This window comes from Bradyrhizobium sp. STM 3557, assembly GCF_045571465.1.
In the GTDB taxonomy this organism is placed as follows: domain Bacteria; phylum Pseudomonadota; class Alphaproteobacteria; order Rhizobiales; family Xanthobacteraceae; genus Bradyrhizobium.
This window is the reverse complement of sequence record NZ_CP120697.1, coordinates 5,817,121-5,832,368: the sequence shown is the minus strand read 5'-3', so window position 1 is coordinate 5,832,368 and position 15,248 is coordinate 5,817,121. Positions and strand designations below refer to the sequence as shown.

At 65.0% G+C, this 15,248-nt stretch carries 14 protein-coding genes; 11 read left to right on the top strand and 3 right to left on the bottom strand.

What is annotated here, in order from left to right; all coding sequences use genetic code 11:
* Nucleotides 1–63 precede the first annotated feature (63 nt).
* The 3 genes from P6U24_RS27015 to P6U24_RS27005 all read left to right on the top strand — a co-directional run bounded on the left by P6U24_RS27015 (nucleotide 64) and on the right by P6U24_RS27005 (nucleotide 4,172).
* A complete protein-coding gene (locus tag P6U24_RS27015; RefSeq protein ID WP_407155495.1) occupies nucleotides 64–2,352 on the top strand; it encodes a TonB-dependent siderophore receptor in 2,289 nt (762 codons plus the stop codon).
* 2 nt (nucleotides 2,353–2,354) lie between these two features.
* Complete coding sequence (locus P6U24_RS27010) at nucleotides 2,355–3,803, top strand: PepSY domain-containing protein (RefSeq protein ID WP_407155494.1); 1,449 nt, start codon at nucleotides 2,355–2,357, stop codon at nucleotides 3,801–3,803.
* 135 nt (nucleotides 3,804–3,938) lie between these two features.
* Nucleotides 3,939–4,172: a hypothetical protein gene (locus P6U24_RS27005; RefSeq protein WP_407155493.1), complete on the top strand. Its 234-nt coding sequence runs from the start codon at nucleotides 3,939–3,941 to the stop codon at nucleotides 4,170–4,172.
* Nucleotides 4,173–4,189: 17 nt separating this feature from the next.
* On the opposite strand, the gene P6U24_RS27000 is transcribed toward P6U24_RS27005, so the two are convergent.
* The 3 genes from P6U24_RS27000 to P6U24_RS26990 all read right to left on the bottom strand — a co-directional run bounded on the left by P6U24_RS27000 (nucleotide 4,190) and on the right by P6U24_RS26990 (nucleotide 7,299).
* Nucleotides 4,190–5,167 (bottom strand): glycosyltransferase family 9 protein, encoded by a 978-nt coding sequence (locus tag P6U24_RS27000; RefSeq protein ID WP_407155492.1) that lies wholly within the window; start codon nucleotides 5,165–5,167, stop codon nucleotides 4,190–4,192.
* A 267-nt stretch (nucleotides 5,168–5,434) separates the two neighbouring features.
* A complete protein-coding gene (gene fliP, locus P6U24_RS26995) occupies nucleotides 5,435–6,187 on the bottom strand; it encodes a flagellar type III secretion system pore protein FliP (RefSeq protein WP_407155491.1) in 753 nt (250 codons plus the stop codon).
* Nucleotides 6,184–7,299, bottom strand: coding sequence for a flagellar biosynthetic protein FliO (locus tag P6U24_RS26990; RefSeq protein WP_407155490.1), 1,116 nt, complete (start codon nucleotides 7,297–7,299; stop codon nucleotides 6,184–6,186). The genes fliP and P6U24_RS26990 overlap by 4 nt, the downstream gene beginning before the upstream one ends.
* Before the next feature lie 358 nt (nucleotides 7,300–7,657).
* On the opposite strand from P6U24_RS26990, the gene flgB reads away from it, so the two are divergent.
* The 8 genes from flgB to P6U24_RS26950 all read left to right on the top strand — a co-directional run bounded on the left by flgB (nucleotide 7,658) and on the right by P6U24_RS26950 (nucleotide 15,247).
* Nucleotides 7,658–8,062 (top strand): flagellar basal body rod protein FlgB, encoded by a 405-nt coding sequence (gene flgB, locus P6U24_RS26985; protein ID WP_407155489.1) that lies wholly within the window; start codon nucleotides 7,658–7,660, stop codon nucleotides 8,060–8,062.
* 32 nt (nucleotides 8,063–8,094) lie between these two features.
* On the top strand, nucleotides 8,095–8,520 hold the full coding sequence (gene flgC, locus P6U24_RS26980; protein WP_407155488.1) for a flagellar basal body rod protein FlgC: 426 nt from the start codon (nucleotides 8,095–8,097) through the stop codon (nucleotides 8,518–8,520).
* 19 nt (nucleotides 8,521–8,539) lie between these two features.
* The gene (gene fliE / locus P6U24_RS26975) at nucleotides 8,540–8,896 is read left to right on the top strand and encodes a flagellar hook-basal body complex protein FliE (protein ID WP_407155487.1); all 357 of its coding nucleotides are present in this window, start codon (nucleotides 8,540–8,542) and stop codon (nucleotides 8,894–8,896) included.
* Between the two features lie 171 nt (nucleotides 8,897–9,067).
* On the top strand, nucleotides 9,068–9,331 hold the full coding sequence (fliQ, locus tag P6U24_RS26970) for a flagellar biosynthesis protein FliQ (RefSeq protein WP_407155486.1): 264 nt from the start codon (nucleotides 9,068–9,070) through the stop codon (nucleotides 9,329–9,331).
* A 92-nt stretch (nucleotides 9,332–9,423) separates the two neighbouring features.
* On the top strand, nucleotides 9,424–10,191 hold the full coding sequence (fliR, locus tag P6U24_RS26965) for a flagellar biosynthetic protein FliR (RefSeq protein WP_407160599.1): 768 nt from the start codon (nucleotides 9,424–9,426) through the stop codon (nucleotides 10,189–10,191).
* 15 nt (nucleotides 10,192–10,206) lie between these two features.
* Nucleotides 10,207–11,286, top strand: a complete 1,080-nt coding sequence (flhB, locus tag P6U24_RS26960) for a flagellar biosynthesis protein FlhB (protein WP_407155485.1) — start codon at nucleotides 10,207–10,209, stop codon at nucleotides 11,284–11,286.
* Nucleotides 11,287–11,441: 155 nt separating this feature from the next.
* Nucleotides 11,442–14,036, top strand: coding sequence for a cell cycle histidine kinase CckA (gene cckA / locus P6U24_RS26955; protein ID WP_407155484.1), 2,595 nt, complete (start codon nucleotides 11,442–11,444; stop codon nucleotides 14,034–14,036).
* 272 nt (nucleotides 14,037–14,308) lie between these two features.
* Complete coding sequence (locus P6U24_RS26950) at nucleotides 14,309–15,247, top strand: Tim44 domain-containing protein (RefSeq protein WP_407160598.1); 939 nt, start codon at nucleotides 14,309–14,311, stop codon at nucleotides 15,245–15,247.
* Nucleotide 15,248: the final 1 nt, after the last annotated feature.

Below are 15,248 nucleotides of genomic sequence, written 5' to 3'. Positions count from 1 at the left end.
CCGCGTTCTGCGGGAGGAAGGCTTGGTTCGCGGTGACGTGCCACGTTGTCGCGAGTCCTGTTGATGATCCCCATCTTTGCCGCACCGAAGCGGCGCTTCTTCCTGCTTTCATCCGTTGCGTCGTCGTTCCTGCTCTTGCCCGCCGAGGTCTGGTCGCAGACTGCCCAGCCGAGCTATCCGCTCGAACCTGTCGTGGTGACCCCGTCGGCCAAGCCGCCGGCGCGCCGCGCTGCCGAGCGGTCGGCATCACCGACTGCGCGAGCGCGCCAGCAGCGCGATGCTGCCCGCGTAACCACCGCTCCAACTGCAACCCCGCCGTCCGGACCAATGTTCGCCGCGCCAACTCTGAATCTCGCCGGCACGGCGTCGACCGGGAGCCGCCTCGGCTTGACGCGCCTGCAGACGCCGGCCAGCGTCGAAGTGATCCCGGCGGAAACCGTGGCCGAGCGCGGCCAGTACGACATCATCTCCGCAGTGACCCAGAACGCCACCGGCTTCACCGCCAGCCCGGAGCCCGGCAACGGCAGCCTCTCTTTCAATACGCGCGGCTTCACCGGCAATGGCTCCGTCATGACGCTGTATGACGGCACGCGCCTTTATGTCGGCTCCGGCACGCTGACGTTTCCCTATGACACCTGGTCGGCACAGCGTATCGAGGTGCTGCGCGGCCCAGCATCCGTGCTGTACGGCGAAGGCGCCATCGGCGGCGCCATCAACGTCATCTCGAAGATGCCGTTGTGGGTCCAGAGCAACCAGGCCGAGATGTCGTTCGACAGCAACATGACGCGGCGCATCGCCGTGGACAGCGGCGGACCGGTCAACAAGGATGTCGCGTACCGCGTCACCGCCACCGCCAATGCATCCGATGGCTGGGTCGATCGCGGTGATAACTCCAACGTCGAGTTGCATGCGGCGGTCCAGGTGAAGCAGAACGAAGACGTCACCTGGACGATGTCCACCGACTATGGCGACCGCCGCCCGATGCGCTATTTCGGCACGCCGCTTGTCGGCGACAAGCTCGTGGAAGCGCTGCGCTTCAAGAACTACAACGTCGGCGACAGCAATATCCGCTATCAGGACAGCTGGAACCAGGTGAAAACGGAGTGGCAGGTCACCGACGGCATCTCGGTTCGCAATACGCTGTATTATCTCAATAGCCAACGGCACTGGAGAGATGCCGAAAGCTATGCCTATGATGGCAATCCCGATCCCGTGAAGGGACAAATCAACCGCACAGACTATATCGAGATCTTTCATGACCAGCAGCAGATCGGCGACCGCATGGACGCTACCTTCCGCGGTCACGTCCTCGGCATGGCCAATGAGTTCGTCGCTGGCTTCGACGTCAACAACATCAGCTTCACCCACACCAACAACTCGCCCTATGACGGCACGTCGTCAGTACCTCTGTACGCTTTCGATCCCGGCCTCTTCAGCGGCGGGAACCCAACCCGCACGAGGCCGGGCTTCAGCAGCACGACCAATCAGTATGGCGTGTTCGCCGAGAACCGGCTGTCACTAACCAACGAACTATCGCTGATCGGCGGTATCAGGCAGGACCAGCCGACCATCGCGCGCACCGACTATGTCACGCCTGGCAACAGCTTCGAGAGATCGTATCACGCCACCAGCTGGCGTGCCGGCGCCGTGTATACGCCGATCAAGGATCTGGCCTTCTACGGCCAGTATTCTGTGGCCGTGGACCCTGTGGGCAGTCTGATCACGATCTCGAACGCCAACCGGAATTTTGAACTGTCGAGCGGCAAGCAGGTCGAGGTCGGCGTCAAGCAGTCGTTCTGGGGCGGCCGCGGCGAATGGACGCTCGCCGGCTACCAGATCGTCAAGAACAATCTGCTCCAACGCGACCCGACTGCGCCGACGCTGACGGTGCAGGTCGGTCAGCAGTCCTCGCGCGGCGTCGAGGCGTCGGTGGGCTTCGCCCTCGATCACGGCTGGCGTATCGACGCCAACACCGCGTTGCTGCGTGCGAAGTACGACAACTTCGTCCAGGTCGCAGACAATGCGCCCGTGAACTATGCGGGCAATGTGCCCGTCAACGTGCCGCAGACCGTCTCGAATATCTGGGCGACCTGGGCGTTCGCACCGAATTGGTCGGCCAATGTCGGCATCCAGATCGTCGGCAAGACCTATGCGGACAACGCCAACACGGTGGCGATGCCGGCCTACAACATCGTCAATGCCGGCGTGCAGTGGAAGCCGGAGCTGAACACGACCGTGTCGTTCCGGGTCTACAACCTGTTCGATGCGGTCTACGCGACCTCGGGCTATACCAATCAGTGGCTGCTCGGCATGCCGCGCACCGCCCAGCTCGCGGTCAACGTAAAATTCTGAGCATGCGCCGCGGACTGATCCGGACCGCGCGGCGGTGGCTGTATATCGGGCACCGCTGGGTCGGCATCATCACCTGCCTGCTGTTTGCCATGTGGTTCATGTCGGGCGTGGTGATGATGTACGTCGGCTTCCCCGGCCTGTCCGACAAGGAGAGGCTGGCGGCGTTGCCAGACATCAAGTGGGAGACGGTGGCGCTGTCGCCTGATGATGCGATGAAGGCGGCGGGAGCCACGCGCTTTCCACGTGATCTCAGGCTGTCGATGCTGGCCGACGAGCCGGTGTATCGGCTGACCGATTGGGATGGCAAGCGGCAGGCCATCTCCGCCGTCGATGGCCGCGCCATCACAGACATCTCCGAACAGCAGGCGCTTATAGTGGCACGGCATCATCCGGCCAGCCGCGCACCGCGATTAGCCGACATCATCGATCGCGACCAGTGGAGCGTGACGGCGCGCTATGATCCGCTGCGGCCGCTTTATCTGATCGCACTCGGCGACGAGGCCGGCACCGAGGTCTACGTCTCTTCGCGCTCCGGCGAGATCGCGCTCGACACCAACCACACCGAGCGCGTCTGGAATTGGCTCGGCTCGATCCCGCACTGGATCTATCCGACGGTGCTGCGCAAGCATGGGCCGCTCTGGCGACTCGTGGTGCTCTGGATTTCCGGCGTCGGCCTGATCGTCGGCATCAGCGGCATCTGGATCGGCATTTTGCGCGTACGATTGAAGCGGCGCTATGGCGACGGCAGGATCACGCCGTATCGCGGCTGGATGGCGTGGCATCACGTCACCGGACTGCTTGCCGGATTATTCGTGCTGACCTGGATGTTCTCTGGCTGGATGTCGCTCAATCCCGGCGACTACTTCGTGGAACGCGACACCGTGCGCGAGGCGATGCAGCGCTATGCCGGCCACGATGCGCCTGACATCGCGGCGCGACTGACGACACCGCAGCAGGGCGGTGTGGTCGAAGCGCGCTTCGTCTGGCTGGACGGAGGTGCGATGATGATCCTGGAGAGGCGCGACGGCGCCTCGTCGCCGGTCGATCCGACATCGGGCGCGCCCATCCACCTGGCGCAGGATCGGCTGTGGACCGCGGCTGCGAAGCTGATCCCGGACGCGCATCTCACAGGCCGGCTAACGCTCCAGCAATATGACGCGTACTGGTACGCACATCATCAGGAGCGCGAGCTGCCGGTCCTGCGCGCCGTGTTCGACGATGAGGCGCGGACCTGGTTTCACTTGAGCCCTATCACCGGCGACATCGTCGGGCGCGTTGACGAGAGCCGGCGCACCTATCGCTGGCTTTTTAATGCGCTGCATAGCCTCGATTTTCAGCTGCTGGTGATGTATCGCCCCGCCTGGGACATCGTCGTGGTGCTGCTCTCGATGCTCGGCACCATGGTGTCGGTGAGCGGTGTTGTGATCGGCTGGCGCTACCTCCGGCGCTGAAAGCGTTCCATCGGGATTCGCTGATCGCGGCATGCGCCTGTGCTCTCGACAGTTGCGCCGGAAGGCGGCAATTTGCGAATCGACCAGCTGCGCAAGTGCGAGCCGAGTTGATCGCACGATCGTACCGGAGGACTCATGAGCAAGCCGACCAAGACCGAAGCCGAGTTGATCGAGATGGCGATAACGGAGCTGAAGGCGCATCTCGATTATCCCGCGGGGATGTCGATCTCGGTGTTGCGTTGGGGCACGCGGTGGGAATTTCGCGCCAAGGCCGATCCGGGCACGGCAACCAAGCCGGGCTATCCCGAGTGCGTCGCGATGCTGGTGCAGATCGGCGATCATCTCAGCAAGCAATATGACGTGGCGTGACGGCGGCGTCCGTCCTCCTATGTGACCATCTCTGATGGAAGGGAGCGGGGCTCATGCCATGCCCGGCACCTGTCGATGACGCGCTTCAACCAGTCGAGATCCGCTCCATTCGGAAACCAGGCGCGGCGCGCCAGTGCGAGGTCACCGACGCCGCGCGCGAATTCGAGGCCAGGCGGCAGTGCCGAACGAAGTGGAACGGCGACACAGCGCGGATAGTCGCGCACGCGCCATTCCGGCCGATGGGTCGGGAAGAAGGCGAGGCACGGCACGCCGAACGCATCGGCCAGATGCACCATGGCTGTATCCGTGGAGATCACCCAGCGGGCGCCACGCACCAGCGCACATAGCTCCGCGAGCGCCTTGCATTCGGGTGCATGCGCGACCTCGTCGGCGAGACCGTCCGGTACGTGGCCCTGGGTGACCACGGCGCAGCGGCCGGCGAGTTGGCGCAGGATGGCGTCGTGAATCTCGTCCGGCATGTCACGAATGCGCATCGACGCGCGCGGGCAGACCAGAACATAACCTTGAACATGGCCCCGGGCACGCGCCGCCGGCTGCGGCGTCACGCGCGGCGCAAGCCATGTGTTGCGCTTGAAGGCGGACGGGAGGAGCTGCGGGTCGACGCCGAGCCGGCGCAGGAAGAAGTCGATCATCGAGGTCCGCTGGAAATCCGCTGCAAAGGCGAATTCTCTGACGTCGATGACCTGATCGAACTCGTTCGCAGCGTCGAATCGTGTCTGCGGCCTCGCATGCGCAGGCGGCAGGATCCTGATTTCGGCGATATCGGCCGCGGCATGGACGGCCTCGACCATCGGCCCGAAACCGGCAAGCCGAAACAATGTCGGACGCGAGGGCACGATGCCGAGCCGCATTGCCAGATGCAGAGCCTGCAGGCCGATGATGCCGTCGCCGAGCGTGCGACCAAAGCCGTTGAGGATCGCGACCCGGCGCGCGGGCGAATGCAGCGTGTCGACATCGATGAGCGGAGCGGTCATCAGCGGGCCATCCGGACTCACAGGGCCGTTGCGGCTGGGCACAACGGCGTGGGATCGAGGTGTCAACTACGGCCGACGATCGTCAGTCGAGATTGCCGATCGATGTCGCAAACGGACAAAATTGGTTGCGCTTGAAATGAGAGCCGCCGGTCGGGAATAGGTTGTAAACCGTATTGCAGCAGTAGTTTGAATGCGCGCATCCGCGCATGTCAATTCCAATGAAGGTTTGCACAGCGCGGTGCCGGGCCGCCGAAAGCGGCCCGGCGCTCAGCCTCCGTAGCTCTGCACCAGGCTGCCTGCCACCAGCGACCAACCGTCGACCAGCACGAAAAAGATCAGCTTGAACGGCAGCGACACCACGACCGGGGGCAGCATCATCATGCCCATCGACATCAGGACCGAGGCCACCACGAGATCGATGATGAGGAATGGCAGGAACAAGAGGAAGCCGATCTCGAAAGCGCGTTTCAGCTCCGAGATCATGAAGGCCGGCACCAGGATGCGCAGCGAGAGCTCGTCGGGCGTTGCCGGCGGCGCCTCGCCCGAGAGATTCAGGAACAGCTTCAGATCCTTCTCGCGCACATTCTTCTGCATGAAGCCGCGCAGCGGCACCGAGGCGCGCTGTAGCGCGTCCTCGACGCCGATCTGGTTCTCGATCAGCGGCCGGATGCCATCATCATAAGACTTCTGCAGCACCGGACCCATCACGAAGGCGGTCAGGAACATCGCCAGCGCGATGATGACCGAGTTCGGCGGCGCGGTCGCGGTGCCCATCGCCGTGCGCAGCAGCGACAGCACCACCACGATGCGCGTGAACGACGTCATCATGATCAAGATCGACGGCGCGATCGACAGCACCGTGAGCAGCGCGATCAGCTGCACCGCGCGCTCGGTGACGCCCCCATTGCCCGGCCCAAGGTTGATGCTGATGTCCTGGGCAGCCGCAGTCCCCGCCAGCGATCCGGCGGCAATCAGAGCGAAAAAGAAGACAACTCTACGCGGGGTGAGAAAGCGCCTCACGAAGACGACTTTGGACGGCCGAGCAGCGAGGCCATTTCGTCCTCGAGATTCTCGAAGCTGGTCTTGGGCCCCGGCGCCGGGCCCGAAGCAGGGGCGCCCGGCTCAGTGCGTGCGGCCGGCCGCAGCGGCGGCGGCTCGCTAGGTGGTGCGCCTGGGGCTGGCGGCTGCTCGGCCGGCGGACGGCGCAGGGCCGCTTCCAGTCGCTGCGCCATCTCGGCGAGATTGGCTTCCGCGCTCTGGGCTGGCGGACCGGCCGGAGATGCCGGCGGCGCAGGAGGAGGGGGCGGCGGCGCCGCAGCGCGTTCGGGCGCGCGCATCGGCGGCGGCTTGACCGGCTGCTCGCTCGCCTGCGGCCTGAACGGATCGACGGGCTTCGGCTGCTCGGCCGGCCGCAGCGGGCGCGGCACAATTGGCTCGCGCATCGGCTCGCCGCGCGGCATCAACCGTTCGGGGCGAGGCTCGCCACGCGGCTCCATTCGCGGTTCGCCGCGCAACTCGGCTCGCGGCTCTTGCCGTGGCTCGGGGCGCCCGGGCAGGGACTCCGGAGCAAAGCCTGTGATCGGCTCGCGCCGGTCGGGCATCTCGCTTCGCACGTCCCGCCGCTCGGGCATCTCGCCCCGTGGCTCGCGGCGCTCGGCCATCGCCGGGCGGCGGCCATCGTCACCGAACGCCGGGCGCAGCGGCCGGGTTGGCAACTCCGGCATCGGCGGCACGGCCGGCTCGGGATGGTCGACGTCGGCCTTGGCGGCTTCGCTCTCGGGCCAGGGCTGGGCATCCGGCAAGGGTGCGATCCGCGGCGGCGGCTCCGCGGCGAGACCGGGACGCTGGGGAATCTGCTCGCGTGCCGGCCCGGCCCGGACGATGTTCGATTCCACGACGATGTCGGTCGGGCCGCCGATCATGATGAGGTGTTCGATGTTGTCACGACGCACCAGCACCAACCGGCGCCGTCCATCCACAGCGGCGGCATCGATCACGGCCAGGCGCGGCATGCGTCCGCGATTCGCTGTCGTGCCGAGGCGATTCCCCGCGAATCGCCGCACCAGCCAGGCGACGAGCAATATCAGCGCCAGCACGGCCACGAACGCGAAAATAAAGGTCAGTGCCTGCATGTCTGTCCCCGGCAAATCCCGTTTCCTGAAGGGCTCTCGTCTGTCGGATGGGGTTCGCCAACGCTGAACGAAGCCGTCACGATCGGAACCACTGTTAACGCGCGGCGGCAGGAAATGCCGCCTGGTATCTTAATAGCCCATGAATCGGTTGGGCGAAAACGACTTCTTGGCCGCTGCTGGCGTGCCATTTTGGTGCAGCGCCGGGCGAGTGCCTCCGCCAATCCTTAAAAAATTGCCAAACCCCGGAACATTACCGGGGTGCACCGCACATCATCTTAACTCCGTATTAACCATAAACCCGGCAGATTGTACCTACCTCGAAGGAGGTCGAACCAGCCGGACAGAACGGAGCGGCGCAATGTCCATCAACGATCTTCCAGTGTTGTCGGCGTTGCGTACCAAGATGCAGTGGCACCAGGAGCGGCAGCGCGTCCTGGCCGAAAACGTCTCCAATTCCGACACGCCCAAGTTCAGGCCGCGCGATCTGGTTGAGCCGAAATTCGATTCAACCGGCGCGGTGGCGGGCGGCATGGCGCCGGTGGCGCTGACGCGCACCAGCGAGGCGCACATCGTCCCGGCCTCGGGCGGCGCGAGCTTCGATCAGAACCGCAAGGCCGGCTTCCAGACCAGGCCCACCGGCAATGCCGTCAATCTCGAAGACGAGATGCTGAAGGTTTCCGCCAACCAGATGGACTATGCCGCCGCTACCTCGCTCTACAGCAAGAGCCTGCATCTGCTGAAGACGGCGATCGGCAAGGGTTGAGCTGGCTGGACCGGGAATGGAGAACGACAAGCATGGCAAGTGATTCCAGCGATTTCCTGCGCTCGATGACGATCGCGACGTCGGGCCTGCGTGCGCAGGCCGGGCGCATGCGGGTGATTTCGGAAAACATCGCCAACGCCGATTCCACGGCAGCGACCGCGGGCGGCGATCCCTATCGTCGCAAGGTCCCGACCTTCACCTCGGCGCTCGACCGCGCGGCCGATGCCAAGGTGGTGAGCCTTGGCAAGGTCGTGCCGGACCAGTCCGCGTTTCGCGTCAAGTACGACCCGAGCAACCCAGCCGCGGATGCCACGGGCAACGTCAAATATCCGAACGTGAATCCGCTGATCGAAATGACCGACATGCGCGATGCGCAGCGGTCCTACGAGGCGAATTTGAACATCATCGGTGCAACGCGTCGCATGATTCAGCGCACGCTCGACATCCTCAAGACTTGAAGAACAGGAAACGTAAATCATGGCAAGCCCAATCAACGCCGCGAACGCCTACGCAAATCTCGCCCGTGTCCTCGACACCGGGGGCTCGAGTAACAAGTTCGGGGATCTCGCGCGCGTGCGCGACGTTCTCGGCAGTGCAGGCGGCCAGGAGACCGGCGGTCCCTCGTTCAGCGCCGTGCTGAAGGATGCGATCGGCGGCGTCTTGGAGACCGGCCGCAAGTCGGATGCCCAGACGGTCGCGATGGCCTCGGGCCGGGCGAACGTCATGGACGTCGTCACGGCCGTCGCGGAGACCGACGTTGCAGTGTCGACGCTGGTCTCGGTCCGTGACCGCGTGATCCAGGCCTATGAAGACATCATGAAGATGACGATCTGACCGATCGCGGCTTGCGCATCGCAGACGCGGCGCGCGCATCCTGCGCGAGCCCATTGATCTCGGATAGGACCACGCGCGGATCGCAGGGCCTCGCGCCGCATGGCGGCGTGGTTTGTCCGCGCCACCGCGATGATAGTACGCGATGGCAGTTACCTGAAAGGCTGGCGAGACATGACCGGTGCCGAAACGCTTGACGTCGCGCGCGACGCGATCTGGACCATCGTCGTGGTGTCGTCGCCGCTGATGGTGGTCGGCCTCGTGGTCGGCGTCGTCGTCTCCCTGTTCCAGGCGTTGACCCAGATCCAGGAGCAGACGCTGGTCTTCGTGCCGAAGATCATCGCGATCTTCGTGACATTGTTGCTCGCGCTGCCGTTCATGGCCGACGCGCTCGAATCGCACATGATGCGGATCTCGTCGCGAATCATCGGCGGATGAGGCAATGTCCGGTGCGGCGGAGCCTGCTCGCGATGGCTTTCGCAAATGAGCTGCCGCACCGCATGCGGCCGTCAAGGCCGGGACGCCGGGTGATGCGCATCGACATCTCTTTCCTGCCGGCCTACGCCGCCGCCTTCATGCTGGCCTTCGCGCGCGTCTCGGCCATGGTGATGCTGCTGCCGGGCCTCGGCGAGACCAACATCCCGGTGCGCATCAAGCTCTCGACCGCGCTGCTTCTCACGCTGATCATCCTGCCGCTGCATCGTCAGGCCTATCAGGTCGACATGGGATCGCTGACGCCGCTCCTCGTGATGATGCTGCACGAGATCATCATCGGCGTCGTGCTCGGCGCGACCGCGCGGGTGACCTTCGCCGCGCTGCAGGTCGCCGGCGCCGTGATTGCCCAGCAGATGGGGCTCGGCTTCGTCACCGCGGTCGATCCGACGCAAGGGCAGCAGGGCGTGCTGGTCGGCAACTTCCTGACCATGCTCGGGGTGACGATGCTGTTCGCCACCGACAGCCACCACCTGGTGATTGCAGCGCTCAGCGACAGCTACAAGGTGTTCGCGCCCGGCGAGCTGGTGCCGAGCGGGGACGTGGCGTCGCTGGCGACGCAGGCCTTCGGCACTGCGTTCAAGCTCGGCCTGCAGCTCTCCGCGCCGTTCCTGGTGTTCGGCCTCGTCTTCAACGTCGGGCTCGGCGTGCTCGCGCGCCTGATGCCGCAGATGCAGGTCTATTTCGTCGGTGCGCCGCTCTCGATCATGCTCGGCTTCCTGATCCTCGCCTTCGTGCTGGCGGCGATGATGGGAACGTTCCTCGGCTATTTCGACGGCGTGATGCACGACATGATGCCGAGGTAAGAGGCGCGTAGAGCGATGGCCGAGGGCGGCGATAACGAAGACAAAACAGAAGACCCGACGCAAAAGCGGCTCGATGACGCGGTCAGCCGTGGCGACGTGGTCAAGAGCCAGGAGCTCAACACCTGGTTCGTGATCGCGGCGGCGCTGTTGTTGATGTCGACCTTCTCGAACGCGATCGGCAGCGCGCTCATGGTGCCGCTGCGCAATCTGATCGCCAATTCCTGGATGATCCACACCGATGGCCCGGCGCTGCTGGCGCTCGGGCGCGGCCTCTTGTTCGCCGTGGTGACGGCGATCGGCATTCCGATCCTGATGCTCGCGCTCGCGGCGATCGGCGGCAATATGCTGCAGCACCGCCTGGTATGGTCCGCCCAATCGCTGAAGCCGGATTTTGGCAAGCTGTCGCCGCTCGCAGGCTTCAAGCGCCTGTTCAGCAAGCAGGCCGCGGTCAATTTCGCCAAGGGTCTGTTCAAGCTCGCCCTGCTCGGCACCGTGATGACCATGATCCTGTGGCCGGAACGGTTCCGCCTGGAATCGCTGCTTCATCTCGATCCCGGAGCGTTGCTCGGCGTCTCATTCTCGCTGATCCAGCACCTGATGGGCTCGGTGGTGGCGCTGCTCGCGCTGGTCGCGATCGGCGACTACGCGTTCCAGTACCGGCAGTGGTACGAGCGGCTGAAAATGTCGGTGCAGGAGGTCAAGGAGGAATACAAGCAGTCCGAAGGCGATCCCCACGTCAAGGGCCGCATCAAGCAGCTCCGCCAGGCCAAGATGCGCAAGCGCATGATGGCGGCGGTTCCCAAGGCCTCGGTGATCATCACCAATCCGACCCACTATTCGGTGGCTCTGGCCTATGAGCGCGGTATGTCGGCGCCGGTCTGCGTCGCCAAGGGCGTCGACAACCTCGCGTTCAAGATCCGGGAGGTCGCCCGCGCCCACGACATCCCGATCGTCGAGAACGTGCCGCTGGCGCGCTCGCTCTATGCCACGGTCGACATCGATGACGAGATCCCGGTTGAACATTATCACGCGGTCGCTGAGATCATCGGCTATGTCATGGGACTGCGGCGCAACCTCTCCGGGCGCCGCACGTGACGGGCATTCGGGGCACTGGACGCGGCGTAAATTGCGGATAAACCACGGAATCTCGCCTTGACGGGCTTGCGCAGGAGCGGTCGATTCAGGCAGGGGAAGGCAGAGAGCGCGCCGATGCGCGTCATGTCCCTGCCGGCAGGTCGCGTCCTTTTGCCATGAGTTCCGAACTCGACAACGATGCGTCCCAGGACCAGGTGAGCCTGCCCGAGCGAAACCGGCGCGGCGGCAGCATTCTCCTTGTGCTGCTCGTCGCCGGCGTGCTGGTCGCGGCTGCCGTGGTGCTTATGACGATCGGACGCGCCCAGGCGCAGCCGTACATCCTGGGCCTGTTGTCGGTGCTCGCCACCGTCGGGCTGTTCAACCTGTTCGCGTTTGCCGCCGGCATCGTCCGCTTTGCCGATCGCGCCGCCGACGATCCGGTGCTCGGGAAGGTGCCTGACCTCGCGCCCGACGGGCTTGCGGTCACCGACCCGCGCGGCCACGTGGTCTATGCCAATGCCGCCTATCTGACCATGACCGGCGCCGCCAGTGCGCAGGAGGCGCGGCCAGTCGAGCGCGTCTTCATCGGCAATCCCGACGTCTCGGAAGCGGTGTTCCGCCTGCTCAAGGCGGCGCGCGAGGGCAAGCGGCAGCAGGAGGAAGTGCGGATTGCGGCCGCCGGCGAGGGCGGCCAAGGCGGTCAAGGCCGCTGGTTGCGCATGCGCGTGCGGCCGCTCGGCAAGTCCAAGCCTGAGCAGAAATATGCGGTCTGGTCGATCGCCGACATCACGCGCGACCGCGAGCGCCAGGAGGACGTGTTCCAGGAGCTGCAGCATGCGATCGAATATCTCGATCACGCCCCCTGCGGTTTCTTTTCGGTCAATGCCGAGGGCAGTCTGGTCTATGTCAACGCGACGCTCGCCAACTGGCTCGACTACGATCTGGCCGAGATCGCCTCGGGCGGCCTGCGGCTCACCGACGTCGTCTCCGGCGACGGCGCCTCGCTCCTGACCTCGATCGTCGCAGTTCCCGGCGAGGTCAAGACCGAGGTGTTCGACATCGACCTGAAGATGCGTGGCGGCAAGACCATGCCGGTGCGGCTCTATCACAAGCTCGCCTTCGGCGCCGACGGCGCGCCGGGCCCGTCGCGCACGCTGGTGATCAGCCGCGCCCGCGACGAGCGCTCCGATCCCGAGCGCGCTGCCGAAGTGCGCTTCATGCGCTTCTTCGACCACACGCCGATGGCGATCGCCACTGTCGATCGCGGCGGCAACGTGGTGCGCGCCAATGCCCGCTACGCCAAGCTCGCGCAGGGCCTGACCACCGATGCGGCCGCAGCCAAGTCGATCTTCCGCGCGGTCTCACCGCGCGACCGCAACCTCCTGATCGCGGCGATCAACCAGGCCGCGGAAGGGCAGGCCGACATTCCGCCGGTCGAGGTGATGCTGGACGGGCCGAAGGAGCGGTTCGGACAGTTCTTCGTTACCCCGGTGGAGCAGAGCGAGCGCGAGACCGAGGCGGCGATTGTCTACATGCTGGAGACGACCGAGCGACGGACGCTGGAAAACCAGATCAACCAGTCGCAGAAGATGGAGATGGTCGGCCAGCTCGCCGGCGGCATCGCCCACGACTTCAACAACGTGCTCTCGGCCATCATGATGGCCAACGATTTCCTGCTGAACGCGCACAAGCCGACCGATCCGTCATTCCAGGACATCATGCAGATCAAGCAGAACGCGACGCGCGCCGCCACCTTGGTGCGGCAGCTGCTGGCGTTCTCGCGGCGGCAGACACTGCGGCCGCAGGTGCTCGACCTCGGCGATGCGCTGTCCGACCTCACCATGCTGCTGCGGCGGCTGATCGGCGAAAAGGTCAAGCTCGACCTGATCCATGGCCGCGACTTGTGGCCGGTCAAGGTCGACGTCTCCCAGTTCGAGCAGGTGATCGTCAATCTCGCGGTCAATGCCCGGGACGCGATGCCGGATGGCGGCAAGCTCATCGTGCGCACCGCCAATGTCGCAGCCGAAGAGACGGCACAGGCGGCCTACAAGGGCATGCCGGTCGCCGACTATGTGCGGATCTCCATCACTGACACCGGCACCGGCATTCCGGCGGAGATCCGCGACAAGATCTTCGAGCCGTTCTTCTCGACGAAGGAGGTCGGCAAGGGCACCGGCCTCGGCCTGTCCACGGTCTATGGCATCATCAAGCAGACCGGCGGCTTCATCTATGTCGACAGCGAGGTCGGCAAGGGCACCTCGTTCCACATCTTCCTGCCGCGCCATCATGTCGAGCAGGAGGCCCAGGCCGAGCCGCAGCACGCGATTGGCAATGGCATCGCCAAAGAGGCCGCAGCGACAGCGGGTGCGGAGGCGAAGCCGCGCGCCGACATGACGGGGCAGGGCACCATCCTCTTGGTCGAGGACGAGGAGGGCCTGCGCGCGCTCAACGCCCGCGGCCTGCGCTCGCGCGGCTATTCGGTCATCGAGGCCTCCAACGGCATCGAGGCGATGGAAGCACTGGAGGAATGCAACGGCGAGGTCGATCTCGTCGTCTCCGACGTCGTGATGCCGGAGATGGACGGCCCGACCTTGCTGAAGGCGATGCGCGACCGCAATCCCGAGGTGAAGATCATCTTCGTCTCCGGCTACGCCGAGGATGCGTTCGAGAAGAGCCTGCCGGAAAACCAGCAGTTCGCGTTCCTGCCGAAGCCGTTCACGCTGAGCCAGCTCGTCGCCGCCGTGAAGGAGACGATGGCGCCGCTGCATTAGAGCGTTTTCAAGCGAAGTGGATACCGGTTCGCGTCAAGAACACGCGTCAAAACGAAAGCTGGAGCCCGTTCCGATTCAATCCCGTTCCGATTCAATTCGGAACGGAAAAGGCTCTAGGCCCCGAAGCCATATTTCCGGAGGGGCGGGATACCGTTCCCCGCGACGCCGCGCCGCAGCCGCCCCGGTTGCTGGCGGCTTCACATTTCGACAACCTGGCCCATCTTAGAAGCGTTCTCGACAACGAGAATTCAGGAACCAAACAGATGAAATTCATGCAGCGCACCGGCGGTCTCGTGAAGGCCATGGCCGTAATCATCTCGCTGGCGCTGCCGACGGTGCTGGCCGTCTCGGCGGCCGATGCAAGGGTCGGCGGCGGACTCAGCTCGGGCTCCCGCGGCTCCCGCACCTTCTCTGCGCCGCCGTCGACCTCGACCGCACCGGGAACGGCGTCGCCCTTCAATCGCACCTACACCCAGCCGGGCTATAATGGCGGGTACAGCGCGCCCGCGCGCGGCGGCTTCTTCAATGGCCGCGGCGGCCTGCTCGGCGGCTTGGCCGCGGGCTTCCTGGGTGCCGGCCTGCTCGGCATGCTGTTCGGCGGCGGCCTGTTCTCTGGGATCGGCGGCTTCTCCTCGATCCTTGGCCTGTTGCTGCAGATCGTGCTGATCGTGTTCCTGGTGCGGATGGCGATGGCCTGGTGGCAGCGCCGGAACATGCCGGCCTATGCCGGCACCGTTCCGCCATCCGACCAGCAAAACTTCCGTTCCAACATGGGCTTTGGCGGCTTTGGTGGGACCAGCACCACGCCGCTGCAGATCCTGCCGGCAGACTATGAAGCCTTCGAGCGGCTGCTGGGAGACATCCAGGCAGCGTGGTCGAACGAGGATGTCGGCCGCATCAGGCTGCTGGCGACGCCGGAGATGGTGTCCTATTTCGAACGCGATCTCGAGCAGAACCGCGCCCGCGGCGTGATCAACAAGGTCACCGGCACCAAGCTGCTGCAGGGCGACCTTGCGGAAGCCTGGCGCGAGGGCGACACGGATTTCGCGACGGTGGCGATGCGCTTCTCGCTCGTCGACGCCACCTTCGATCGCGCCAGCGGTCGGCTGGTTGAAGGCTCGGAGCAGCCGCAGCAGGTCACGGAGGTTTGGACCTTCCTGCGCGAGCGCGGCGGCAATTGGCAGTTGTCGGCGATCCAGCAGACCAACTGAC